Source organism: Dyadobacter fanqingshengii, assembly GCF_023822005.2.
In the GTDB taxonomy this organism is placed as follows: Bacteria; Bacteroidota; Bacteroidia; order Cytophagales; family Spirosomataceae; genus Dyadobacter; species Dyadobacter fanqingshengii.
This window is the reverse complement of record NZ_CP098806.1, coordinates 5,188,708-5,214,912: the sequence shown is the minus strand read 5'-3', so window position 1 is coordinate 5,214,912 and position 26,205 is coordinate 5,188,708. Positions and strand designations below refer to the sequence as shown.

Annotated in this window: 19 protein-coding genes and 1 tRNA gene; 16 read left to right on the top strand and 4 right to left on the bottom strand. The window is 44.0% G+C overall.

Going from position 1 to position 26,205, the window contains the following annotated elements; genetic code table 11:
• The first annotated feature begins 314 nt into the window (after window positions 1-314).
• The 5 genes from NFI81_RS21845 (at window position 315) to NFI81_RS21825 (ending at window position 7,150) form a co-directional block, all read left to right on the top strand.
• Complete coding sequence (locus tag NFI81_RS21845; protein WP_234615013.1) at window positions 315-2,912, top strand: helix-turn-helix transcriptional regulator; 2,598 nt, start codon at window positions 315-317, stop codon at window positions 2,910-2,912.
• A gap of 608 nt (window positions 2,913-3,520) precedes the next feature.
• A complete protein-coding gene (locus tag NFI81_RS21840) occupies window positions 3,521-4,294 on the top strand; it encodes an SDR family NAD(P)-dependent oxidoreductase (protein WP_234615014.1) in 774 nt (257 codons plus the stop codon).
• Window positions 4,263-5,276 (top strand): helix-turn-helix domain-containing protein, encoded by a 1,014-nt coding sequence (locus tag NFI81_RS21835; protein ID WP_310589250.1) that lies wholly within the window; start codon window positions 4,263-4,265, stop codon window positions 5,274-5,276. The genes NFI81_RS21840 and NFI81_RS21835 overlap by 32 nt, the downstream gene beginning before the upstream one ends.
• 64 nt (window positions 5,277-5,340) lie before the next feature.
• Window positions 5,341-6,204, top strand: a complete 864-nt coding sequence (locus tag NFI81_RS21830) for a helix-turn-helix domain-containing protein (protein WP_234615015.1) — start codon at window positions 5,341-5,343, stop codon at window positions 6,202-6,204.
• 85 nt (window positions 6,205-6,289) lie between these two features.
• Window positions 6,290-7,150, top strand: coding sequence for an NAD-dependent epimerase/dehydratase family protein (locus NFI81_RS21825; RefSeq protein WP_255717535.1), 861 nt, complete (start codon window positions 6,290-6,292; stop codon window positions 7,148-7,150).
• 1,263 nt (window positions 7,151-8,413) lie between these two features.
• On the opposite strand, the gene NFI81_RS21820 is transcribed toward NFI81_RS21825, so the two are convergent.
• The 4 genes from NFI81_RS21820 to NFI81_RS21805 form a co-directional block, all read right to left on the bottom strand.
• A tRNA-Asn gene (locus NFI81_RS21820) sits at window positions 8,414-8,487 on the bottom strand.
• Between the two features lie 84 nt (window positions 8,488-8,571).
• The gene (locus NFI81_RS21815; RefSeq protein ID WP_234615017.1) at window positions 8,572-8,853 is read right to left on the bottom strand and encodes a hypothetical protein; all 282 of its coding nucleotides are present in this window, start codon (window positions 8,851-8,853) and stop codon (window positions 8,572-8,574) included.
• Window positions 8,854-8,876: 23 nt separating this feature from the next.
• Window positions 8,877-9,497, bottom strand: a complete 621-nt coding sequence (gene rsmG / locus NFI81_RS21810; RefSeq protein WP_234615018.1) for a 16S rRNA (guanine(527)-N(7))-methyltransferase RsmG — start codon at window positions 9,495-9,497, stop codon at window positions 8,877-8,879.
• On the bottom strand, window positions 9,488-10,669 hold the full coding sequence (locus NFI81_RS21805; protein ID WP_234615019.1) for a glycosyltransferase: 1,182 nt from the start codon (window positions 10,667-10,669) through the stop codon (window positions 9,488-9,490). The genes rsmG and NFI81_RS21805 overlap by 10 nt, the downstream gene beginning before the upstream one ends.
• Before the next feature lie 59 nt (window positions 10,670-10,728).
• On the opposite strand from NFI81_RS21805, the gene tgt reads away from it, so the two are divergent.
• The 11 genes from tgt (at window position 10,729) to dnaG (ending at window position 26,184) form a co-directional block, all read left to right on the top strand.
• The gene (gene tgt / locus NFI81_RS21800; RefSeq protein ID WP_234615020.1) at window positions 10,729-11,862 is read left to right on the top strand and encodes a tRNA guanosine(34) transglycosylase Tgt; all 1,134 of its coding nucleotides are present in this window, start codon (window positions 10,729-10,731) and stop codon (window positions 11,860-11,862) included.
• A 224-nt stretch (window positions 11,863-12,086) separates the two neighbouring features.
• Window positions 12,087-13,541: an OmpA family protein gene (locus NFI81_RS21795; RefSeq protein ID WP_234615021.1), complete on the top strand. Its 1,455-nt coding sequence runs from the start codon at window positions 12,087-12,089 to the stop codon at window positions 13,539-13,541.
• A gap of 102 nt (window positions 13,542-13,643) precedes the next feature.
• Window positions 13,644-14,747 carry a UDP-galactopyranose mutase gene (gene glf, locus NFI81_RS21790; RefSeq protein WP_234615022.1) on the top strand — a complete coding sequence of 368 codons (1,104 nt, stop codon included), beginning with the start codon at window positions 13,644-13,646 and terminating at the stop codon, window positions 14,745-14,747.
• A gap of 144 nt (window positions 14,748-14,891) precedes the next feature.
• On the top strand, window positions 14,892-17,237 hold the full coding sequence (locus tag NFI81_RS21785; protein WP_234615023.1) for a GumC family protein: 2,346 nt from the start codon (window positions 14,892-14,894) through the stop codon (window positions 17,235-17,237).
• 18 nt (window positions 17,238-17,255) lie between these two features.
• Window positions 17,256-18,260: an N-acetylneuraminate synthase family protein gene (locus NFI81_RS21780; protein ID WP_234615024.1), complete on the top strand. Its 1,005-nt coding sequence runs from the start codon at window positions 17,256-17,258 to the stop codon at window positions 18,258-18,260.
• Window positions 18,257-19,396 carry a UDP-N-acetylglucosamine 2-epimerase gene (gene neuC / locus NFI81_RS21775; RefSeq protein ID WP_234615025.1) on the top strand — a complete coding sequence of 380 codons (1,140 nt, stop codon included), beginning with the start codon at window positions 18,257-18,259 and terminating at the stop codon, window positions 19,394-19,396. The genes NFI81_RS21780 and neuC overlap by 4 nt, the downstream gene beginning before the upstream one ends.
• A complete protein-coding gene (locus NFI81_RS21770; RefSeq protein WP_234615026.1) occupies window positions 19,396-20,121 on the top strand; it encodes an acylneuraminate cytidylyltransferase family protein in 726 nt (241 codons plus the stop codon). Before neuC ends, NFI81_RS21770 begins: the two co-directional genes overlap by 1 nt.
• Window positions 20,061-21,470 (top strand): CDP-glycerol glycerophosphotransferase family protein, encoded by a 1,410-nt coding sequence (locus NFI81_RS21765; RefSeq protein ID WP_234615027.1) that lies wholly within the window; start codon window positions 20,061-20,063, stop codon window positions 21,468-21,470. Before NFI81_RS21770 ends, NFI81_RS21765 begins: the two co-directional genes overlap by 61 nt.
• Window positions 21,458-22,858 (top strand): O-antigen ligase family protein, encoded by a 1,401-nt coding sequence (locus NFI81_RS21760; protein ID WP_234615028.1) that lies wholly within the window; start codon window positions 21,458-21,460, stop codon window positions 22,856-22,858. The genes NFI81_RS21765 and NFI81_RS21760 overlap by 13 nt, the downstream gene beginning before the upstream one ends.
• Window positions 22,855-23,820, top strand: coding sequence for a glycosyltransferase family protein (locus tag NFI81_RS21755; RefSeq protein WP_234615029.1), 966 nt, complete (start codon window positions 22,855-22,857; stop codon window positions 23,818-23,820). Before NFI81_RS21760 ends, NFI81_RS21755 begins: the two co-directional genes overlap by 4 nt.
• A gap of 360 nt (window positions 23,821-24,180) precedes the next feature.
• Complete coding sequence (gene dnaG / locus NFI81_RS21750) at window positions 24,181-26,184, top strand: DNA primase (RefSeq protein ID WP_234615030.1); 2,004 nt, start codon at window positions 24,181-24,183, stop codon at window positions 26,182-26,184.
• The last annotated feature ends 21 nt before the right edge of the window (window positions 26,185-26,205 follow it).

Sequence of the window (26,205 nt, the reverse complement as noted above, 5' to 3'; positions counted from 1 at the left end):
GATACAGAATCATGGATCTCCTTAGGAACGGACGTGTCGACCGTGACAGCCTCCTGCTGACAAGCGTACAGACATAGGGTAGTAAAGATGACTACCAGAACATTTTTTTTCATAGCATTTATGTGTTGATCAAAGCAGGAAAACTTGTTGATGCAAAACAAGGGCGGAATCTTGTTTCCGATATAAGAGGTATTCCCTATTTTGTAATATTTCCCACTCCTATATTACAATTCAAGCAACTATCATAATCATTGCTACGTATCTACTCAAACGTGTAAACAAGAGGCTTACACTCCTACTTTAATCAATTAGCCATGGAATTAATAGAACGATCGGGTTTTTTGACCCGGTTAAACACCCAATTTGATGATACCATAAACGGAGAAGGTCATTGCATTCTGCTGAGTGGTGAGGCCGGAATGGGTAAGAGTTCGCTCGTAAAGGCATTTTGCACTGAGCGGAAAGGAGATTGCAGGATATTCAGGGGTACCTGCGATGCATTATTTACGCCCCGGCCACTGGCACCGTTATACGATATCATCTGGCAACTTGGAAACGACACATTAACGCAGACAGGAAATAAAGGCAGTAGAGGCGACCTATTCGCTGATTTCCTTCTGGAATTGAAAAATTTGACGGAGCCTTCGGTCATCATTTTTGAAGACATTCATTGGGCGGACGAAGCAACCCTGGATTTTATCAAATTCCTCAGCAGGCGTATCAATCAACTCCAGTGCATGTTTATTCTCACCTATCGGAATGACGAAATTCATTCCCGGCACCCATTGCGAAATCTTTTGGGCCAGTTGCCCATCGACTCATTTTCGCGTCTGGAACTCCTTCCTCTCTCCAAACATGCGGTGGACAGGATGGCAGCTGAGAAAGGATATAGCGGCGAGGACGTTTACGAAATATCCGGCGGTAACCCTTTTTATGTTACCGAGATCCTGGCAAGTTACAGCAGCGGACTACCCGAAAGCATCAAAGACTCCATACTTTCTGTTTGTGCCAGGCAAAGTGACGAAACCCGCAATGTGTGGGAGATCCTTTCAGTAGCGCCGACGGGATTGGAGATCAAATACCTTGAAAAGCTCATCCCCTCTTATACCGGGATGATCATGCAGTCATTGGATTCTAAAATCCTGTTGTTGAAAGCAGATAAACTATTTTTTAAGCATGAACTGTATCGTCGCACGATTGAATCATCTATTTCACCATTCGCCAAAACGGCTCTAAATAAAAGCATTCTCGATCTGCTGCTGGAAGCCGCCGAGCCGGAGCAGGAAACAGAACGAATTATCCACCACGCTGAACGGGCTAATGAATATGATCTGATGCTCCGTTATATTCCGTTGGCCGCCCGCCAGGCCATTAGCCTCGGAGCCCATCTGGAAGCGGCTAAGTTGTATTGTACAGCCATAACTTATTACAAAGGCCAGGATATGGCCAGGCTCATTCATTATTACGAATCTTACGCCTATGAATGTTATTTGACCAACCAGACACGAGAGGCGATTAAATATCAGGAAAAGTTGCTGGCCTTATTCCAGCAGCAAAATGATGTGGAAAAAATTGGCGATTGTATGCGTTTCCTTTCCCGTTTGTGGTGGTTTGAAGGAAACCGCAACGAAGCTGAAAAATACGGGTTTCAGGCCGTCGAAGTTCTGGAAAAACAGCCTGACTCGCGGGTCAAGGCGCAGGCATTCAGTAATATATCTCAATTAAAGATGCTTTCGCACCAGCCACATGAATGTATGACCTGGGGACAGCTTGCCATTGCTATGGCCAAGAAGCTGGATGACATGGAAACGCTTTCTCATGCGCTCAACAATGTTGGCACCGTTCAGATGGAAATGCCGGAATTGAAACAGTTGGGAATTGATGTATTGCAGGAAAGTCTTCATATCGCATTGAAAGGTTCTTTTCACGAACACGCCGCCCGTGCCTACACGAACCTGGGCGCAAGTTCAATCCGGCTCAAAGATTTCGCGTTCGCAAAAAAAATACTGGATGAAGGAATTCAATATTGCGAAAAACGCGAGCTCGATTCCTGGACCAATTATATGGTGTCGCTCAATGCCAGAATGGACATGGAAACCGGCGCATGGGACGACGCTTACCGAACTGCGGAACAACTCCTTGCAAACGACGAACACCCGTCTGTCGTAACCATCGGGCCGATGATCATCGTTGGGACCATTAAAATGAGAAGAGCAGAAGCAGGGGCACTTCCAATTTTACTCCGTGCGCAGGAAAAGGCATTTGAGACAATGGAATTACAAAGGATCATCCCGGCAATGGTTGCCTTACTTGAATATGAATGGCTTACAGGCGAAAAAATCCTGAGCAACCACGAGCTGGACAGGACCATTGAGATGACTGAAATAATGGGTAATATCTATGAAAACTCTGAATTTTGTTTCTGGCTGCTTAAAGTTAGGAGTCAGGAAATATCCGTTGACGGCATGTACGAAAAATACAAAATCTGCAACCATACGCTGGCTACACAGGCTACGCAATTTTGGCAAGCCGCAGGATGTCCTTACGAAGAGGCCATAACCCTATTCGATGGTGATGAAAAGGATAAAAGCAATGCGATCAAACTCGTCCAGAAAATGGGCGCAACGGCTACTTATCAAAAACTCAAGTCCGTGATGCTGGCTTCGGGTATCAGACGTATCCCACGCGGAATGCGGCAAACGACAAGTTCTAATGTTGCCAATTTGACGCTCCGCGAATTGACCGTGCTGCAACTGCTGAAAGAAGGTATGCAGAATAAGGAAATCGCCTCGAAGTTGTTTATTTCCTCCAAAACAGTAGATCACCATATCTCTGCATTGCTGGTCAAACTCAATGTAAACTCACGTGTTAAGGCCGTCAATGAGGCTTTGAAACTCGAAATTTTAAAATAGGGAATTTTGCCGCATAATATGGGGATCATCACCATAGTCGGGCTAGTCAACTGCATGTAGCTTTGTCCCAGTAGTTCGTCAACCCGGCTTGTGTTCGGAAGAAGGTCTTCTTCATTAAAATTTTAGATTTGTTATAAGCAGATCCGGCACAGAAGTTTTCCGTGCCGGATTTTATCGTAAGTCGTAACTTTTGCGAAACATTAGCAAGCCGCCACAATCGGGATTATCTAAAACATCCCTATCCAAATATTCAGTTTAAACTCTATTGCACCTTTTATTCATATCAATAGTTTAAGTTACATCCCACGATTAAAGGAAATCCTGATCCGCACCTGCAATTCCAATACGAGGCCCATTAAGGCCTGAGTATGGTAGGTAATTTTGTCGTGGCTATCCTTTTAGCAGTTCATGCTCGTTTTATGAATTGATGAAAGCACGAAACATTCTGGTCTCCTTTATCAATAGCCTCGAGGATTATGACTTAACATCCAAAAAAGCTTAAAAGTACAATACTGAATGCACCCTCAATTTGGCTACAACATTTCCTGTTTCGGCTACAAGCGCTGTGTCATGATCGCGGAATTTTGTTGTGTAAAAATTAAAATGATATGCAGACAGAAACAAAGAAAGTGGCACTGGTAACAGGAGCAAATACAGGCGTGGGATACCAGATCGCTAAATCACTTGCCGATGAAGGCTATACCGTTTACGTCGGTTCCAGAAACAAAGACAAGGGGGAGATTGCCGTTACCGAGATCGGCAAACAGTCAAAAGCTATTCAATTGGATATTACCGATTCCCAATCCATCGATGCAGCAGTAAGACAAATTCAAAGCGAAGCCGGATACCTGACGCTGCTGGTAAATAACGCGGCCATCTCGAATGCAGGGAAACCTGGGCGCGCGATGGAAGAGGTTCTTGGAGCTCAACGCGCCAGTATCGCACCCATCGACGAAATGAAAACGGTCTGGGAAACGAATGTGTTTGGTACACTTGCCGTGACACAAGCCTTTTTACCTCTATTGACGAAGGCTGAAAAAGCACGGATCGTGACTGTGTCGAGCGCACTCGGCTCCCTCACTTTGAATGCCAATCCGGCTAATCCATTCCGCTCGGCTTTCGATGCGGTTTATGGGGCATCCAAAACTGCGCTTAATGGCGTTTTCCTTTCGTTGGCCATCGATTTAGCGGATACCGATATCAAAGTACACCTGGTAAGTCCTGGTTTTACGGCAACGGCACTCAATAATTTCCAGGGAACCGATACGGTGGAAGAAGGGTCTATCGAACCAATAAGGGTAGCCTTGTCAGAAGACCTGCCGACAGGAAGTTTTACGGGGCCGGCTCATTATGCGGGATCGGACAACGTTGTTGCATGGTAATAGTAATAAGGCCAAAATCCTGTGGCTGGAAACAGTCACGGGGTTTTGGTACATTTACATGATGAAAAATAAGGAGGAAAAATTGATACGGTTCATAACGATATCGGAAACGCATGAGGCCTTTGGTCTGCCCAAACCCCAACATCCTTTGATCAGCCTTGTCCATTTCAGCGAGCGTAATCCCTTCAATACAAGCATGGCGCCGATCTACGACGTGCTTAGCTTCTATAAGATCACCTTCATCACCGATAACAACGGAAGGCTGAAATACGGACGGGATTACTATGATTTCGACGAAGGAAGCATGCTGTTCTTGGCGCCTAACCAATTAGTGGGCAGCACGGATTATAATAGCAAGACCTATTGTTACATCCTGCTCATACATCCCGATTTTTTACTGGGCCACCCTTTGGCAAGTAAGATCAGGCAATATGGCTATTTCGCATATTCAGCGAATGAAGCACTGCATTTATCCGACACAGAAAAGGAAAATATCCTTTCGATTTACAGGCACATGGAAAAGGAACTCAACAGCCGGGTGGATGAATTTAGTCAGGAGCTCATGATCGCCCATATCGAATTGCTGTTGAGCTATGTTAACCGCTACTACAAGCGGCAGTTCATTACCCGCAAGGTGGTCAACGATGATATCCTATCGAAAACAGAAGCCATACTTGATAACTATTTGAACAGCCGGCAATCCCTGCATGACGGGGTTCCTACCGTTCAATTTCTCTCTGAAAAACTAAACCTTTCGCCGGGTTACCTAAGCGATATGCTCCGTTCGCTGATCGGTCAGAATGCCCAGCAGTACATCCACGAAAAATTAATCGAGAAAGCCAAAGAGCGGCTGACCACGACGCAGCTAAGCATGTCCGAAATTGCCTATGAGCTCGGATTTGAACATTCGCAAAGTTTCAGCAAGCTATTCAAAAACAAAACCAATCAATCTCCGATGGAATTTAGGGCTTCGTTTACGTAATAACATTCGCTCACAGGCAGTAAAAGTGAGAATGGCAAAGGATTGATTTTATTAACTTTGCCACATGCTAAATGAAGAAAAAACTGGAATACCCGGACTGAATGAAGCGGACCTTCGGCTTAAAGGTTTTAAAGTTCACGCCCTTCCTGAATCAACAGAAATCCCGGTCAAAGCTGGACGTCGCGACTTTTACAAAATGGGTTTGGTCAACGGCGACATGACCATTAATTATGGCGGTCAGCTAATGGAGATCAAAGGGACCGCACTCTTTTTCGTCAACCCGCATGTACCGCACGCTCTTGTCCGCCGCGTTAATCGTACCAGTGGTTACGCCTGTATCTTTACGGAAACCTTCCTTAATGGCCGGGAATTACAGGACTCTCCTCTTTTCAGGGTCGGCGAAAATCCGGTTGTTACGCTGAATGCAGAACAAGCCGCATTTATGAGTGGCCTTTTTGAGAAAATGCTGGCAGTGTACGATGGCGACTATCTTCACAAGGGAGATCTGATCAAAAACTACATTGCGCTGATCATCCACGAGGCCCTTCGAATACAGCCCGCGCGGCATGGATCTACCTTCCGAAATGGCGAAAGCCGCCTTACACATCTTTTCACTGAGCAGCTCGAAAAGCAATTCCCTATTGAACGCAGCGACGATCCACTTCGTCTACGCAGTCCGCAGGACTATGCGAGGCATTTAAGTGTACATGTCAATTACCTGAACCGGTCTGTCAGGGAAACGACGGGCAAAACCACCTCAGCGCATATATCTGCACGGATTATTGCCGAAGCAAAAGCATTGTTGCAGCATAGTGACTGGAGCGTGTCCGAGATCGCCTACGCGCTTGGATTTGAGTACCCTGCCTATTTCAATAATTATTTCAAGCGCCTAACCGGCAGCACACCGAATACTTTTCGCAAGGTTTGAAAATCATAGTTATCGGTTTGATATTGATTGGCTGTCCGCCAAGCTGCGGCCTAATTTTGGCCTATCATTATTAAATCATTCAACAATGAAAATATTAGTAACAGGAGCGACAGGAAAAGTAGGTAGCCGTTTAGTGCCACGCCTGATAGCCAAAGGCTACGATGTATCGATATTAGTCAGGGACGCTGCAAAGGCTGGCAGTTTGATTGAACTTGGCGCGAAACCCATAACAGGCGATCTATTTGAACCAGCGACTTTGCCAGCGGCCGTTTCCGGCATGGATGCCGTGATCCACCTTGCAGCGCTCTTCCGGACCTTTACAGATAATGAAGGTATCATCAAAACCAACCGCGAGGGAAGTATCGCACTAGCGCAAGCAGCTCACGAAGCCGGTGTCAAACGATTTGTTTTTACCAGCACCTCTAATGTGTACGGTTTGGGTTACCACCGCCCTGCGAAAGAAGACGAACAAGTGGATATCAACGATCCGCGCGCTTACTCTTCCAGCAAGATCGCCGCAGAAAGGGAATTAATCGAGATGCATCAAAACCAGGGATTTGACGTCCGTATCTTGCGCCTTGGCTTCGTTTACGGTGATAAAGACCCACATATTGCTGAAATCATCCCATATATTAAAAAGCTGAACATGCATTCAGGATCGCGCATGCATATGGTACATCACCTGGATGTTGCGCAGGCATTGGTCCTGCTGCTCACCATCGAAGGACTGGATGGCGAGATCTTCAACGTAGCCGACGATGCACCGGTAACCCTGTACGAACTGGCTGATTCTGTCGGAAAAGCGGCAGATACCTTTGATGGAACGGACGGGCCGCTTACCGACCCCTTTCAAGGCGTTCATGATATTTCCAAACTCCGCAGGAAAACCGGCTTCCGGCCATTGGTGCCAAGCTACTATGTGGCCCGCGATCTTGATATTTTGTAGCCATAGACAGTGGGCTTAACAGCCATGAAAAATTCGGATACTTTTTACTCGGAGTTGAATAATCGCGGCCGCAGGCTGATTTCCAAGTTTGCATCATAAGATGATACTTAAATCCGTTTCGAAAATGTCCAGTATCCAGATCATTTTTCCAAACTGGGTGACTGTCAACCTATTTCAGTAGCATATGATTAATGGATTGCCAGTGTTGCCATACAGCGCGCGGGTGTCTCTGTGGAAAAACTGTAAATCAAGCGTTTCGCCAAGCCTTCAATAGAAGTTTTCTTTGGGAACGCGGTCTGAAAGTTGGAAACTGATGAAAAGCTTTTCTGAATAATTTTTCTTTCCTTGCATTCCTGAAGGTTATAAAATTCCAGTTATCCAAAAAAAAATCTAAAAGTTTAAACGCAGTGCGTAAGACCCATTTTTAGTGTTGATCATAGTTTTATAATCTCGAAAAAAGGATCGCTCTTCATGATGTCAAAGAAGCAAACATCTCTCTGGACCTCGCCTTATGTCTTATGCTGGTTAAGTATGCCCCTTATTATCCTCTTAGGATTGCAATTGGGGCAAGCCACACTAGATGTTCAGCTCTATGACACCTATTATGTAATGACTATACACCAATATGTTGTCGCAGCAGTCGTCCTTTTATGGTCTTTTGGGATGATATATTGGGCATTTGACAAGGCAGGCAAGAAGCCTAATTATGTATTCTCCCTTTTGCACCTTACGACAACAATAGTAATTTTCACCATCGTAGCGGTGCCGTCATTTGGGCTTATTAGTCCTTTTAAACTCCTTGTTTTATTCGCAGTAGCTCAACTCGCTTTCATAGCCAACGTTTTCATATCACTTCTAAGGAAATAATAGTCATTGATTCTCAGCAAGCAAATCGAGGATTAGCAATTGCAAGAGTTGTGTAACACTCTCCATGACTTTCTGAGCCTAGCCCATTTTTATATTGCGATAGTAAAAACATCAATATTTGGAAACCCCAAAAGTTGGAAACTTATGTGCTTTAGAAAAAAGCTACCGGACTATCGAAGGAAAGACAGATATACTCATAAAATGCAACATTAATGATTTTTGGAAGATATTATCATTGTCCTAGTAAGCCCGTTTGTAATTGCGAGCCGATGGTTGAAGCTCGCCAATCACTTTCTGCCTATTTGATAACTATTGCAACTTTTATTGCAACAAAAGAAAAAAGCACCTAGCAAATTAATGCTAAGTGCTTTAGGAGCGGCGGACCGCATTTTCAGGCTCCCGAAGTTGGGCTCGAACCAACGACCCTCTGATTAACAGTCAGATGCTCTAACCGGCTGAGCTATTCAGGAATTTCAAATCCGATTAACTATCTGAATTCTGGTGCAAATCTAAGAATTTGATTTATACAGCGCAAGGATAATGTTAAAAAAATGTCAACCTTGAACCTGTTGGAGGATTAACTCCTTGACTCTCTTGGCATCTCCTTTTGTAAAATTATTGATAATAATTTCCGGGCGCATCCTGGGGATTACCCTTATTGTCGAAAAGAATATCCCGCTTTCGATTTCAACGCCTGAGATATCGGCATAAAAAACAAAATTGTCGGTGCTCTTGAAAAGCTTTCTCACTTTAAACGTCACGCCCTTATCGCCGAATGTAACTTCGTCCGGGAAAAATGGATTCATCAGGCCGCTGGCGCTATATCGTTCGTTCATGGTATTTAGGTTATAAGATTAAGTTATAATGGTACGTAAAGGACTTTTTTAGTTTGGAAAAACTCCTCTTCAAAATAATCGGAGAGCTCGAAAACCCGCGATTTTTGATTCAGCTCGGAAAGTTCTTCCGTCAGGTCTCCGCCTTTTAAGTATAAAATTCCGTTCCTTAGCGAGTGAAAAGAGTTTTTACTGATGTTTCTTTTGACCCAACCTACGAATGGCGTGATCCTCGTAACGGCCCTGCTTATTACAAATTCATAGGAATCGTCCAGCTTTTCGGCCCTGATCTGCTCGGCTTTCACATTGTCCAGTTTCAACGCATCTGCAATTTCCTGCACCACCCGGATTTTCTTGCCAATGCTGTCAACCAAATGAAACTGCGCCTTTGGAAATAAAATGGCGAGCGGGATGCCGGGAAAACCTCCTCCTGTCCCAACATCCAGAATACTCGTTCCAGACTTGAATTCAAGCACTTTGGCAATGCCTAGTGAATGCAAAATGTGCCTTTCATATAATGTATCAATGTCTTGCCGGGAAATTACATTGACCCTGGCATTCCAAAACTGATACAATTCCTCCATCTGGCTAAACTTATCACGCTGCTCATCAGTCAGATCCGGAAAATATTTATTGATTAATTCCACGTTTTACGGGGTTTTCGTCTGGTAAAGGTCAAGAAACCAAAGACCAGATAATAGATAAAGAATGCAAAGTCCATAAACAAAAAAGTGAACCATTCCACTGTCTTGTCCAATTTGTTATTAATGATAAAGAGCAAAAACCATTGAATGATCCATCTCGCCGCAAACAAAATGCCCAGTCCCTGCAAAATGTAAATGTCCCTGGTGATCAGGCCAAATATCAGAATAGCGATTCCCGACATCCAGACCGCAATGTGCGCGCCGGACAACAGGCCAAGTAATATTTTATTCCGCATTCTGTAGAAAGTGCTCACCGACATGTGCCGCTGCTTCTGCCTGTACCACGATTGCCAGCTTGTTTTTGGAACAGAGTAAACCAAGGACTCTTCTGCAATAGAAATGGCTGTGTTGGTCCGGGTTGAAGCTTCGTTCAAAAAGATGTCATCATCGCCTCCGTAAATGTTTTTGTGCCGGTAAAAACCTTTGTTAGCGAAAAAAACAGACCTCTTATATAATATGTTGCGACCCACGCCCATATAGGTAAAACCTGCCAGCGCAAATGAGAGATATTGAACGGCTGCATAAAAGGTTTCACAGCGGATAAACCAATTGAGCAGGCCGCGTTCCTTTATATAAGGCGAAAACCCAAGCACAATGTCTTTTTCCTGATTTACCCGTGAGGTCATGGCTGTTATCCAATGATTGGAAGTCGGGCGACAATCTGCGTCGGTCATGAGGGCGACGGGATATTTTGCCTGCCTCATGCCAATGGTCAGCGCGTATTTTTTAGGAGTGATGTGAGAAAACTGGTCGTTGATCCGCATATAACGGATGTGTTTCCAACTGAAAATATGCTCCCGGATAAACGCTTCGCTTCCGTCATCTGAACGATCATCCAGCAGGATCACTTCAAACTCCGGATAATCCTGCGCATCCAGCAAAGGGATCAGTTCGGTAAGGTTCTCTCTCTCATTCCATGCACAGACAAGCACTGTAACCCCCGGTAACTCGTTGCCGTAATTGGCGCCTTCTTCGTAAAATGCCAGCTTTGTAAAAAAGAAAAGATAGTAGCACAATTGAACGAACACGAACGCCGCAAGCGCAAAGAGTAAATAATCGGCCACAATGGAAGAGAGTTGTAATATTTTATCATCTTGATGCAAATATAAGGTCATTGTCAGCAATGTTCGAGACCTTAACCCTATTTTTGCACACCACAATTTAAAACCTTTTAATGAAGTTTACATTACAAGTTGAAGATCCCGCGTCGAAAGCAAGGGCGGGATTTATTGAAACGGATCACGGCACAATTCAAACACCGATATTTATGCCGGTGGGCACTGCGGGAACGGTGAAAGCCGTACATCAGCGCGAGTTGAAGGAAGATATCAAGGCACAAATTATATTAGGCAACACATATCATTTATATCTGCGTCCGGGACTGGACATTTTGCAGAAAGCAGGCGGGCTCCACGGCTTCAATGGCTGGGACAGGCCGATCCTTACAGACAGCGGCGGTTATCAGGTTTACTCCCTTGCAGGCACCGGAAGAAAGATCAATGAAGAGGGTGTGGTATTTAAGTCACACATTGACGGTGGCGTACACACATTCACCCCAGAATATGTGATGGATATTCAACGGATCATCGGGGCGGACATTATCATGGCCTTTGATGAGTGCACACCCTATCCCTGCGACTACACCTATGCAAGGAAATCAATGGAGATGACGCATCGCTGGCTTGGGCGCTGCTGTGCGAGGTTCGATAGCACAACCGACCTTTACGGCCACAGCCAAACACTTTTCCCCATCGTGCAAGGAAGTGTTTACAAAGATCTTAGGGTGCAATCAGCGGAGACCATTGCTTCGTATGGCCGTGAAGGAAATGCGATCGGCGGGCTGTCGGTAGGCGAGCCGGCCGAGATCATGTACGAGCTTACCGAAGTTGTCTGCGACATTCTTCCCAGGGACAAACCACGCTATCTGATGGGTGTCGGAACGCCTGCAAATATTTTGGAATGCATTGCTCTGGGTGTAGACATGTTCGATTGTGTGATGCCGACAAGAAACGCACGCAATGGCATGATTTTTACGACAGAGGGTGTAATTAATATTCGTAATGAAAAGTGGAAGGATGACTTGTCACCGATCGACACAGGGCTTGGAGGTTATGTCAGTACATTCTATAGTAAGGCTTACCTTCGGCATTTGGTAAAATCAGACGAAATGCTTGGAGCACAGATCGCAAGTGTACATAATCTTACATTTTATCTGTGGTTGGTTAACAGTGCACGGGAGAAGATCATAGCCGGAGAATTTGTTGCATGGAAGAAAGAAATGGAAAAAAAATTAATTCGACGGCTTTGAAAGTTCAAAAAAGGACGTTTCTTTCGGGTAAAATTTGATTAAAAAAACAGGAAAGTTTTTCAATTGTACCAACTTCGGTTGATTAAATGATATTGTTAACCTATTTTTGTGCGCACTAGGCATTTGGTTAAGGTACGTTTGGCCATGAATAAATTCATAATTTTTTACTCATAATTGACTATAGATCAATCCTAGTTAATCTTAATAACGCTAACTTGAATAGTATGAAAAAAGTATCCCAGTTGATTTGTTCGTTTGCCCTGGCGGCAATGATGGCGCTGCCTTCATTGGCACAACCACTAGAGCAGCCGAATTCTCCGGATTACAATCCCAAAGCTTCTTATGACGGCCCCTACAAATTGAACACATGGTCAATTTCCGCACACATTGGACCGTCTATGTTCTTTGGTGATTTGAGAGAATATGATTTCTGGCCTGTAACGAAAACAACTTCTGACAGCCACAAAGAATCCGGTACTTTTCAAGGAGGCTTGACATTAAACAAACAACTTTCATATTTGTTCGGTGCGAGGCTTGATGCTTCTATCGGTAATTTGAGAGGTATGAAGCGCCGGAATTACAACCGTTATTTTGAAGGCAACTATTTCGATGTTTCTGTCGCAGGAACAGTAAATCTTAAGGGTCTTCTAATGGGACCTAACAAGATGAAAAGATGGAAAGTTGATGCATACATCGGTGTAGGACAGGTGTTCTACGATGCAACTGCATACGACCTGACAGGCGGTGTTGAGCTTCGTAACACTGGCAGCATGAATGATTGGATCATCCCAACAGGCTTAAATGTTAACTACGAAGTTACCAAGCGCATTGATATTGGTCTTGACTTCCGTCTGAACCATACAAATTCTGACTATCTGGATGCAACTTACGGTGGTGACTATGACAGAACCCCTGGAAGCTTCGATATCGCAGAGCAAAAGACCTCCCGCAAAGGAAACTCTGAACTTGACAGCTACGGCTACGGATCAGTTCAGGTAACTTACAAATTGGGTAAAAACCCATTAAAAGTTGCGAAAGTGGATGGCAAATGGGATTACAAACCGGACGAAGGTGGATACTACCACTTGCGTTACACAGATCCAAAAGTGTTGATCAAGCCGCCAAAAATTCTTACGCTTGAAGAAATGGACTCAGTTGCTAAGGCAAACCGTCCTAAGGATATCGATCCAAGATTGTTACTTGATACAGATGGTGACGGTGTTTCTGACTTCTTTGATAAAGAGCCAAATTCACCAGCAGGAAGCATTGTTGACGGTGGTGGTCGCGTTCTTGACTTCGACGCTTATGTTAAAAATGCACTTAAAAATGGTGCAGCTTGCGCAGAGATCTTTGCTAACGTAATGTTCGATACGGACAAAAACACGATCAAGCCAGAGGCTCAGGAAATGCTTAAAAATGTGGCTAAGCTAATGAACTTGAACGGATGCCGTCTGCAACTTGCAGGTCACACAGACCGTCGTGCAACAGACCGCTATAACATTGCTCTTTCGAAACGTCGTGTAGATGCAGTGAAAAACTATCTGATCAACGAAGCTGGTCTGACTGATCCTAGCAAAGTGATTGTTGACTACTTCGGTTCATTCAAACCAATAGCTGACAGCGCTAAACGTGAAGGCTTGTTGAAAAACCGTCGCGTAGAATTGAAACTTCTTCCATAACAGGTAGAAATATATTTAAAAAGGAAAGGCTCCCGATGGGAGCCTTTCCTTTTTGACAAAAACTTAAAAACCAATCTCAACTGTAACAGGGCTTAATTCAAAATGAAACAATACGATTATTTGATAGTTGGCGCAGGCTTGTGGGGCTCCATTTTTGCACATGAGGCAACAAAAAAAGGAAAAAAATGCCTGGTAATCGATCGTAGGAATCATACGGGTGGAAATATTTTCTGCGAGAATGTCGAAGGAATTAACGTTCACAAATACGGCGCTCATATTTTTCATACGAACGACAAAGACATTTGGGATTATGTAAATTCATTTGTTGAGTTTAACAGATATACCAATTCGCCGGTGGCCAACTTTAATGGTGAACTTTACAATCTTCCGTTCAATATGAACACTTTTTACCAGCTTTGGAAAGTGAAAACGCCCGAAGAAGCGAAGGAAAAGATAAGGGAACAAGTGGAAGAAGCTGGTATAAAAGATCCCCAAAACCTGGAAGAGCAGGCCATCTCATTGGTAGGAACCGATATTTATCACAAGCTGATAAAAGCATATACCGAAAAGCAATGGGGTCGGAAAGCAACCGAGCTTCCTGCATTTATCATCAAACGCCTGCCAGTAAGGTTTACTTTTGATAACAATTATTTCAATGACCGTTACCAGGGAATCCCAATTGGCGGTTACAATAAATTGACCGAAGGACTTCTGAAGGATATTGAAGTGAGAACAGGCGTTGACTTTTTCAAGGATCGAGAAGAACTCACGGCGCTTGCGGAAACAGTTGTATATACTGGTCCTATCGATGAATATTTCGGTTTCCAGTTCGGCCAGCTCGAATATAGAAGCTTGCGTTTCGAAAACCAGCTGCTGGATCGGGAAAATTACCAGGGCAATGCTGTTGTAAATTATACCGATGGCGAAACACCATTTACCCGGATCATTGAGCACAAGCATTTTGAATTTGGAACGCAGCCGAAAACGGTTATTACGCATGAATATCCGCAAGAATGGGAAAAAGGCTCGGAGCCATATTACCCTGTAAATGATGATAAAAACTCGGCCATTTTTAACCAATATAAAGACCTGGCAGCACAGGAACCCAATGTTATTTTTGGAGGCCGCCTGGCTGAATATCGTTACTATGACATGCACCAGGTTGTAGGATCTGCACTGAAAAAAGTTAAAGTACATTTCGATTAAAAAGTAATTACTCTTCTAAATCCCTGATTAGCTGACACATAGCAGATCAGGGATTTTTTATTTCAATTTTTTTCAGAAAATTTCTGAATTTCTTGTGACCTAATTCAAATGCCTGCGTCTAAACTGAAAATTTAGAGCAAAGTCATGCAGGGAAGTAGGCCAGACATTACAACAAACACGACTTCGGGAAATTCTGATAATCTCAGGAAGGCACTACTATTTCTGTATGAAGTGCTGGATTACTGGCGATGGATTGCATTTTGTCTCGCCCTCAGCCTCACGATTGCCTTCGTTTATCTCCGTTACATCAGCCCGCAATTTTTGATAACCGCGTCCATTCTTGTGCGTGACGATGCAAAGGGCTCTGAGTTCGGTGACACCGCTTTAATGGAAAGTATGGGGCTGTCTCCGGTGAAAAGCAGTGTGGACAATGAGGTGGAAATTCTGAAAAGCCGGACGCTTATGGAGAGTGTAGTGGAAGATCTGCATTTAAATGTGCGCTACTTTTCGACCGGACGTGTGAAGACCACGGAATTATATGACAAATCTCCGTTCAGACTAACGTATATAAATCCGGAAGACACCGGCAAAACGAAACCGGCCACATATGATCTGACATTAGGCAAAAAGAATTGCTATAAGCTTCAATTTGGTGCTCAGTCGTACAACGGAACATTTGGAGACACATTAACGATTCCACATGGCTTGGTAACACTCGAACGGACTTCCAATTTGTACAGTATTGAAGATCAATATTCTATCGTAATTCAAGATCCGGAACAGCTTGTCGATCAATACAGAAAGGCGCTTACCATTTCACCCACCAATAAGCTGGTCAGCACGGTAAACCTGTCGCTTGATGAAGTCATTCCCAAAAAAGGAGAGGCCATTTTAGAAAGACTTCTTGCGAATTATTTTAGAGCAAGCATCGAAGACAAAAACAGAATTGCAGACAGTACACTGGCATTTGTTAATAAAAATCTGGCTGAGGTTTCAGCAGAGCTAATTGATATCGAGAAAAACCTCGAGCGATTTCAAACTTCCCACGACATCACGGATTTAAGTGAAGACACCCGGCAGTTACTAAATAAATCAAGCGAATACGAAAAGGAAGAAAATAGATACAATGTTCAATTCAGGACTGTGAATGCATTGCTTCAATTTTTGCGCTCCAATCCACAGCACATTGTTCCTGCGCAGCTTTTTGTCCAGGATCCTGGTTTTCTGGCGATTATCGACAAGTATAACGCTATTCAGCTAGCAGTAGCAAAGGGCCTGATCACAACCCGTGAATCCCACCCAAATCTTAAATCACTACAAGCACAACTCGACCATCTCAGGGAAGATCTTACCGCCAACATTACTTCCCAAATGAACGATTTGCGTATTGGGATAACGGCTGCTGGCGACTACAAATCCGAAGTGGAGCGAAAGTTAAAACAAATCCCTGGCTCCGAAAGGCAGTTTTTGGAGGTAAAACGGCAGCAGCAAATCAAACAGGAGCTTTATATTTTGCTATTAAAAAAACGCGTGGAAACTTCAATCTCCAAATCTTCCACGCTTGCCAACGCCCGCATTATTGACAGGCCGAAGTCAGGCTCAAATCCATTGAAGCCAAACAAGCAACTCGTGATCTTGATGTCGGGCTTTATAGGCATCGGCCTTCCGATGGCCGTTATACATTTGAAACACATTCTTAACACCAGAATTACAAGCAAATCCGACATTTCAGCAGCGCTTAACGTCGGTGTGTTGGCAGAAATAAGTCATAACCCAGGCCACGAAAGAAATATTTATTCCAATTCTCAAAGTCAGGTAGCTGAGCAATTCCGCGTCCTGCGAAGCAATGTCCAATTTCTTTCTATATCAAAACAAAGCCAGATCATTCTCCTGACATCCAGTATGAGTGGCGAGGGAAAGTCCTTTATTGCTGCCAACTTGTGCGGTTCGCTGGCACTAACTGGCAAAAAAGTGCTGTTGCTGGAATTGGATCTGAGGAGGCCGCGAATGGCCAAAGATCTGAAACTGAAAGAAGAAGGGTTTACAAATTGCCTTTCGTCCGGCCTGTCATTACGTGACTTTACGCAGGTGACACTTTCCAAAAATCCTTTTGATGTAATTACGGCAGGTCACATTCCGCCAAATCCTTCGGAATTGTTGGCGTTGCCAGAGGTGGACGAACTGATCCTGGCATTGAAAAATAAGTATGAGTTTATCATACTCGACACACCTCCCATCGGCTTGGTGACGGACGCCCGCTTGCTGGGTCACCTGGCCGATTTATCATTATACATTGTCCGACAGGGTTTTACATACAAAAGTCAGCTTGATATCATCAGAGAAATCCGGGATCAAAATCAATTGCGCGGATTGCATTTAATCCTGAACGACATTAGGGCAGCGCCCGGCAGTAATTACGGCTACGGTTACTATTTGCCCGAGAAACGGCATTTTCTAAATGCACGAAAGCGAAACATTTTTAAATCATAATACAAATATGGCCACACTATGAATGGAGAAATTTACATGATCGCAGAAATTGGGCAGGCGCACGAAGGAAGCTTAGGGTTGGCGCACTCTTACATTGATGCGCTTGCATCGAGTGGCGTGAACGCAGTCAAATTTCAGGTTCACATTGCGGAAGCTGAAAGCAGCATCCATGAGCCATTTCGAACCACATTCTCTTATGAAGATCCTTCCCGAATGGATTATTGGAAAAGAATGGAATTTTCGGAAGAAGAATGGGCAGGCCTGAAAGCGCATTGCGAAATGAAAAAGCTTGATTTTGTAGCCAGTCCGTTTTCAATCAGCGCTGTCAGTCTACTTGAAAGAATTGGGGCTCGCGCTATTAAGATCGGGTCAGGGGAAATGAATAATGCTCTCCTCTTATCCACTGCTGCAAACATGGCAGACACGATTATCCTTTCTTCCGGAATGAGCTCACTTGCTGAACTCGACAATGTGATTGCGCAGATGAAGAACAAATGCAGCCTATCCTTGCTACAATGTACTTCGTCGTATCCCACCGGTCCGCACCAATGGGGCTTGAACGTGATTCCAGCTTTAAAAGAACGTTATCAGATCCCGATTGGCTTTTCGGATCATTCGGGAGATATTTTTGCCAGCCTCGCGGCCGTGGCCAGCGGCGCCGAAATCCTGGAATTTCACGTCACATTTGATCAGAGAATGTTTGGGCCGGATTCAACTTCTTCGATCAATATCGATCAGGTGAAGCAGTTGGTGAAGGGAGTAAGACAGATTGAAACGGCTCTGAAATGCCCTGTTGACAAATCTGATTGTTCGGAATATGCGACGCTGAAAACGATTTTTGGTAAATCTCTGGCCATAAATAATGATCTCAAAAAGGGCCATATTATAACGCTTGCAAATCTGGAAGCGAAGAAACCGGCGGGATATGGCATCCTGGCTGCACATTTTGAAACGGTTGTAGGAAGGCAATTGAAGCACGATCTGTTAAAGTGGTCATTCCTAAATTCCAGTGACCTGCTATGAAACGAAAAATTTGCGTAGTAATCACTGCAAGAGCCAGTTATAGCCGGATCAAAACGCTCCTCATCGCAATCAAAGTGCATCCGTCACTGTGCCTGCAACTTGTGATTACCGGCAGCTGTATGTTGGATAAGTATGGCGGACTTACGAAACTCGTCAGTCAAGACGGTTTTGATCAGATCATAAAAATTTCAAATCTGCTGGAAAATGAAAATTCCACCGCCGCTGCGAAAACGACTGGTCTGGGAGTAATTGAACTCGCCTCGGTATTCGAAAATGTCAGCCCGGATGTTGTGGTGACCATTGCCGACAGATACGAAACCATGTCTGCCGCCATCGCAGCTTCCTTTATGAACATTCCCCTGGCGCACGTTCAGGGCGGCGAAGTGACTGGGAACATTGATGAGAAGGTCCGGCACGCCGTGTCGAAGCTGGCGGATATCCATTTTGTTGCCACAGCCAGTGCGCGCAACAGATTGATAGCTATGGGAGAAGTGCCTGAAAATGTGTGGCATACGGGATGTCCATCCATTGACTTGGCCATTCAGGTAAAAAAAGATGCATCTCTGCAATTTGACTACGAAAGTTGTCAGTCCGTTTCGTCTGCAAGCCGATATCTCGTAGTTATGCAGCATCCTGTTACAACAGAGCACGGATTTACCAAAGACCAATTTTGGAGTCTATTAAAGGCTGTGGATGAACTGAACATTCCGACCTTCTGGTTCACGCCAAACCCCGATTATGGAGCTGCGCGGATATTGAAGGAGATACAGCGATACAGTGAAACGGGTAAAAATCTGAAAATTCATTTCCTGCGAAACCTTCATCCGGAGGCGTTCCTAAAACTCATTAAACATTGCGCCTGCCTTGTCGGCAATTCCAGCACGGGCATCAGGGAAGCGTCCTTGCTCGGCACACCGGTTGTGAACATTGGAAGCCGGCAACATGGCCGGGAGAGGTCCCTCAATGTGGTTGATGCAGATTTTAGTTTAAATGCAATTATGGAAGCCATACAAATCCAGCTCGATCATGGGTGTTATGAGAGCGCTTCTCTATACGGAAAGGGCGATGCAGGAATACTGATCGCTGACATACTGGCCAAAATGAAGTTAAGTGTCAATAAACAAATCACTTACTGATGGAAACGAACAAAACAATCCTGGCGATCATTCCCGCTCGAAAAGACTCAAAAGAAGTTCCGGGGAAAAACATGAAACTGCTCGGAGGCAAGCCCCTTATCCAGTATACAATCGAATCCGCGCTGCAATCGAAGCTTTTGAGCACAATTGTGGTGTCGAGCGACTGTGAGGAAACTGTTGCCTTTGCAAAAACCTGGGAACGGATTGAAGCGCCGTTTATCAGGCCTGCCGCCATTTCGTGCGATGACACCCCGTCAATTGATGTAATGCAGCATGTGGTAAAGTTTTACAAGGAGCGCAAGGCGGAGTTTGAATATGTTTGTCTCTTGCAGCCCACCTCGCCATTCCGAAGCCCCGATCTGATCGACAATGCCATTCGACATATGCTTAAAATGGATGCCGATAGTCTGACTACAATTCAAAAAACACCCGACAAATACAATCCGCTGTGGGCATTTCATTTGTCAAACGGTCAACTTTCACGATTCATGTCGGATGTTGCCCTACCCTCTCGCAGACAGGATTTGCCCAATTCATATTATCGTGACGGCAATATTTATCTGCTCAAAACGTCCCTGCTCAATCGGAACCGGTTACTGGGCGGAAGGTGCATTGGGTACCAGCCTGAAAATGAGGTAGATCTTAACATTAACACACAACAGGAATGGAAGCTAGCGGAATTGCATCTGGAAGTTTACAGCAAAGAACAAAAAAACCAATCCTGATCCTGATCACCAATAGCTATGCTGCTATCAACATCATTCACAGCGGTTTAATAAAAAAACTGGCAGTGAAATATCATGTGTATTTATTGTCAACCATGATCCGTTCCGCAGAAGTGAACCAGATTAACGATCAGTTCGGTCTTGATTTGAAGCTTGTTAATCTAGATTTGCCTTGTCAACCGGCTTGGCTTGCCTTCCTGCGTAAGGTTGAAAAGGCCTTTTTCGCCGAGTGTTTTAGCATTGTGACGCAAAAAATTAAATATCAGAGCCGCAAAGAATGGCAATGGATGCACAAAATGCTTCGGCTGATAAATCAGAAGAGCTTCACTAAATCGATTTTGAAGGTTATCAGACAGTCTATCATTTTCCTGACTTCATTTTCCATCAAACTCAGACCGCTCCTATCCTTTCACTTTCATGGCGTGATATCTTCCTCGCCACTGGATTTGCGGGAAAATCGGATCGTTAATTTTTTACGGAGACGTCATGTGAAATCTCTTGCAATGGTCATCAGCTGGGATAACCTGACATCCAAAGGGGTGATTAATGCGGATCATGATGTCACACTGGTCTGGAATGATTTCATGAAAAATGAGTTTCTAAGCTTTTACTCCATTTTTAATGTTACGGAACCGAAAGTGATCGCCACCGGCATTCCGCGGTTTGACTGCTATTTTCAAAAGACTTCTGAAAATCAAAATGCGGAAGCAAGAAAACGTTGTAATGTTCCGTCTGGGAATCAAGTAATTCTAATTGCTACAAGTGCGTTGCGGCACTTTCCAAATCAGCTCGAAGTCATCAAAGATGTCCTGAGGTTTGCGAAGGTTGAAGGCAATCTGCACGTTATCGTAAGGTGCCATCCAGCAGATAATGTTGATGCCTATAATCAGCTTTCAGAGGAAGAATTTATCAGCATTTGGCATCCCGGGAACTTGCCAAAGTCGGGTGATGATCGATTTTACAACTGGTTTCCGGAGCTGGATTTCCTTGATTCACTATCCCAAACGCTGCGGATTTGTGACGTATGCGTTCAATTTGCTTCAACGATGAAACTGGATGCAGCGGCTTGTGGAAAGCGGGTAATCAGCATTGCCTATGACGGCAATAATCCGCTCCCTTATCACCAGTCCGTGAAAAGGCTTTACGATTACAACCATCAGGTTCCGCTAAATGCTTTGCAATTTGACGAATTTGTGACGAGCAGGGATCAATTATATACAGCATTGAAAGCCAGTTTATATAAACAAAAATCACAAAACGCGCTGTCTGTCATCAAGCCATTCACTCATTTTACTGATCCAAAATCGGTTGATTTCACCTTTAACACCATTGCCGCATGGTTAAACTAGGATTTGAAATCTTCAAAAAAATGCTGGTTGCAGTGGCAATTGTCTCCATTTTCGGAAAGTTCTTTGACCAACTGCTGACATTTGGCGAAAATGAAATGCAAACGGCAGTGGTTCTTACATGCTATGTCTATTGTATAATAAGTCTTTTCTCTTTTTCCAGACACAAACTTTTTCATGTGCTGGCAGTGCCTGTTCTCACGCAATTTTTGCACTTATTTCAAAAATATTCATTTCCTGCGGGTGCAAATTCAATCTGGCGATTAATGCCATTTTTGATCTTGATCTGTTATTTCCTTTATTTTTTTATCCAGAAGTCTGCGGGTTTAAGCAAAGGAGAAAAGCTCTTTTTGGCGTCCTGGATTATCCTGCAAACATTCTATTTACTCATTTCACCCAATTTAGCGAACATTGCTTTTGGTGGACTTCTGCTTTTCTTACTAACGCTACCTTGTTATTTCAGCTATCTGAAAGTTGTCAGCGCTGCAAGTCATTTTCAGCAAAATCTTGAAATGTACTTATGCACATTATATATCATTCTCGGGTTCGGGACATTTGGGTTGGTTATAGCGGGGGCAGGTTACAAAGGATCGGATAACCTGCTGGCGACCCGAAACATTACAGATACCAATGTCACGATGGCCTATTTTATTTTACTTTGGCCGTTTGTCCTGCTTTATGCTGCGCGCAATGGATTAAACATTCTCCGCAAACTGGCCCTTTCCGCTATTTTCCTAAACGTCGTCATCTTCTCGTTTTCCCGGGGTGCTGTGCTGCTGATAGCTCCTTACATGCTCGTAACCATATTTTTGATCGGGAATGCAAAGCGCTTTTGGTCGATATTGTTGCTTCTAACATTAGTGATAAGCTTGTTTCCAAGTTTCATTTCCGGATACGCAGATTGGGATATGGCTTACTTCTGGACGTTAAGATTCGGTGACATTATGACGACAGATTCGGTTTTGAACAAATTACAACAAGCCAGCGGACGGGCCGAAATCCATGAAATTGCCTACAATTTATTCCTTTCAAAACCTCTGACCGGTCATGGAACGGGAAGTTTTGAAGTGCTCGGTCCGGGTTACAGAGAGGCACATTCGCTTTTTTACACATTACTCGCGGAGAACGGACTTATTGGATTGATTTGCTTGTACAGCTTGCTTTTCAGCCTGCTTGTTTTGCTGCTGTCGGTTTCTCTGAAAAGCCGAAAACATGCTTTGATGCCGGTTAGCCTTCTCTTTTATCTTGCTTTCAACCACACGGTTGGCAGCGTTTTCGTGATTTTACCTGCGAAAAGCGTAACCATCAATTGCCTCGCCCCCATATTGTTGATGTGCCTCTACTTTTATGCGAATAGCATTCAAGCCAATATTGCCGATCCCATAACATGACAAAGATTTTGATCATAGGAAGGGTTCCGCCACCCGTCGGAGGTGTAACTATGCATGTAACCCGGTTGATTGAAAGCCTGACGGTTCATGGCTTCCCCCATTTTACTTTTTGTGATCTTAAAAATGACAGTCTTTGTCGCATAATAAGGAAAATCGTGCAGCACGGGATCATTCATCTGCATGCTTCTAATCCGTTTTTCCAACTTTTGTTTGCAATGTTCTGCTTCCTGCTCGGGAAAAAGCTGCTCCTCACCTATCATGGCAATTGGGGCCGTTACGGAATTCATGGGAATTTGGCCATTAAGCTGTCTGCATTGATATGCACAGTTCCGATTGTGCAGAATAAAGAAAGCATGGCTACTGCTCAATATTATAATGGAACCGCAGTGCTCATTTCCACATTCATCCCGTCTGCGTACACAACACCATTAAGTCCGCAGCATTCGCAGCAGCTGGAAGAATTCAGGCGGTCCTTCAAATTCATATTTTGTACAAATGCGTGGAACCTGTCCTTTGACAAAAATGGAAAAGAGACTTATGGAATTTCGGAGATCATTAGCAATATCCAGCATGTAGATTCCGGCGGTTTGATCATTTCAGATCCTTCGGAAAACTATAAGCCGTTCATAAAAAAGACGTTTGGCTGGATTCCCGGGAACATCCTTTTCATTGGAGGTCAGCACGATTTCAGTAATGTGCTGCGCGTCTCAGACGCTTTTATCCGGAACACAACCACAGACGGCGTTTCCTTATCTATATACGAAGCGCACGAAAACAATGTGGTGGTGCTGGCATCGGCAAGCGTTTCGCGCGCCGATTTCTGCAATATCTATCAGGACATTTCAAAAATTGACGTTGTCAATGAGCTGAAAAAAGGGAGAATACGCTTGCAGGCCGAGGAAAAGATGGAAGGGGCAAACGTCACAATTCAATTAATCGATCTATACAAGCGATACATTTAACTGATTATAAGTCGGTTATAAAAAAACAAAGGCATAGAAAAATTTCCATGCCCTGTTTCACACTATACACACACTATATTTTAAATATCTATAATATCACTTGATAATTCTGGGATAACTTTCAACACCGCAAAATAACAAATTAAAGTAATTAGAAAAAAGCTTTCCAATATGATTTTCTTGGCTAAAATGAGAAAATGATGGACAATTCTATAAAATTATTCTACTTGATCTAGCCGGTTGCATCAAATTTACGGAATTATTGTTTAATTATTGTTCAAAGTGTCATACCTAACTAAATTCGTAGAACGAAGAGCATGTTAGCAGTGCGACCGCGTGAGTTAATTTAAACATCAAAAAATGCGTATAAATCCCGAAACCGTTGAACGGATCAAACAGACCGCCGATATCGTCGAAGTGGTTGGGGATTTTGTGTCTTTGAAGAAAAAAGGGGCCAATTACTCAGCTTGCTGTCCCTTTCATAATGAGAAAACGCCCTCGTTTAATGTCAATCCTGTGAGGCAGATTTATAAATGCTTTGGATGCGGCGCGGCGGGGGATTCTATCAAGTTCGTCATGGACATTGATGGCGTCGGTTATGGGGAAGCATTGCGTTATCTGGCAGACAAATACAACATTGAGATTGAGCAGGAAGAGGTTACCGATGAAGAAGCGCTTCGCCAAAATGAGCGGGAAAGCCTTTACATTATCCTCAATTTCGCCAAAAACTTTTACGTACAGCAGCTCCATGAAAGCGATGAAGGACAAGCTGTCGGTCTCAGTTATTTTAAGGAACGAGGCTTTACCGGGGAAATTCGGAAGAAATTTGAGCTGGGTTACAGCCTTGACACTTGGGATGCTTTTTCAAAAGTGGCTTTGGACAAAGGTTATTCCTCACAATTGCTCGAAAAAGCCGGCCTGCTAATCCATAAAGAGGGTTCCCAAACCGCTGGATATGACCGTTTCCGGGGAAGGGTTATTTTTCCAATTCACAATGTTGCCGGAAAAGTAATTGCATTTGGTGCACGGATTCTTAAATCTGATAAGAGCAAGGCTGCCAATCAGCCCAAATATCTCAACTCACCGGAAACCGAGGTTTATCATAAAAGTGACGTCTTATACGGCATTTTCCAGGCAAAAAATGCGATCAGGCAACTCGATCACTGCTATCTGGTTGAGGGTTATACGGACGTGATTTCCCTGAATCAGGGCGGAATTGAAAATGTGGTTGCTTCATCCGGAACTTCGTTGACAGTTGAGCAAATCAGGCTTATTGGCAGGTTTACACCGAATGTTACCATTCTCTATGACGGGGACATTGCCGGAATAAAGGCCGCTTTGCGCGGTCTCGACCTTGTTTTGGAAGAAGGTCTGAATGTTAGCATTGTCCTTTTCCCGGACGGAGATGACCCGGATAGTTACGTCAGGAAAGTCGGGGCAGAAGCATTTAAAATTTATTTGAAACAAAATTCAAAGGATTTTATCACATTCAAAACGGAAATGCTGCTGCAAGATGCCGGAAATGATCCTTTCCGACTGGCAGCTGTGATTGGCGAAGTGGTTAACAGCATTGTTAAAATTCCTGACGCCATCAAGCGGCAAGTGTTTTTCCACCGTACATCCGAAATGATGAAAGTGGATGAGCAAATGCTCATTACGGAGGGAAATAAGCTCCTGCGCAAGCTGCACACGCAGAAACCGCAAGAACGTGCGCCGCGCCAAAATCAGGCGCCGGAAAGTCCGGCAGATCTGGATGCATTGTTTTCAGGCGATCCTTTCTCCGGGTCCAATGAACCTTCGACGGATTTTTACGCTCCTGAGACTGGTCACACAGAAGCCCCTCAGCGTAGCAAACTGTATTACCAGGAAGAAGCATTTATCAGACTGCTGGTCGTTTACGGAACGCGTGAGCTTGAACCTACGATCACGGTTTGTCAGTATGTTTTGAGTGAAATCGAGGGGATAGATTTCAGGGATACCATTTTCCATCATTTGCTGGTGCTGTTCCGCGAGAATTTTAACCGGAATCATGTTCTGCCGACAGATTATTTTTTGCATCATCATGAGCCTGAGATCAGAAACCTGACCATTGACTGGCTTGCAAACAAATATGAGCTGAGCGAATTATGGTCTGAAAAATATGAAATCTTCGTTCCTTTTGAAACGGATGTTTTAGACAAAACTGCTTTCATCAATATCCTAAGGCTTAAAAAGGCATTCATCGAGGAAAAAATGAAGGTGTGTCTGCAACAGGCTGTACATGCAAAAACCGAAGAAGAGCAAACTGCCATCATGAGTGAATTCATGTATTACAAAGGCATCAGTATGGCTGCTGCTAAGGAATTGGGTAGCGTAATTGGATAATAGGTCACCTTTTATTTCTAA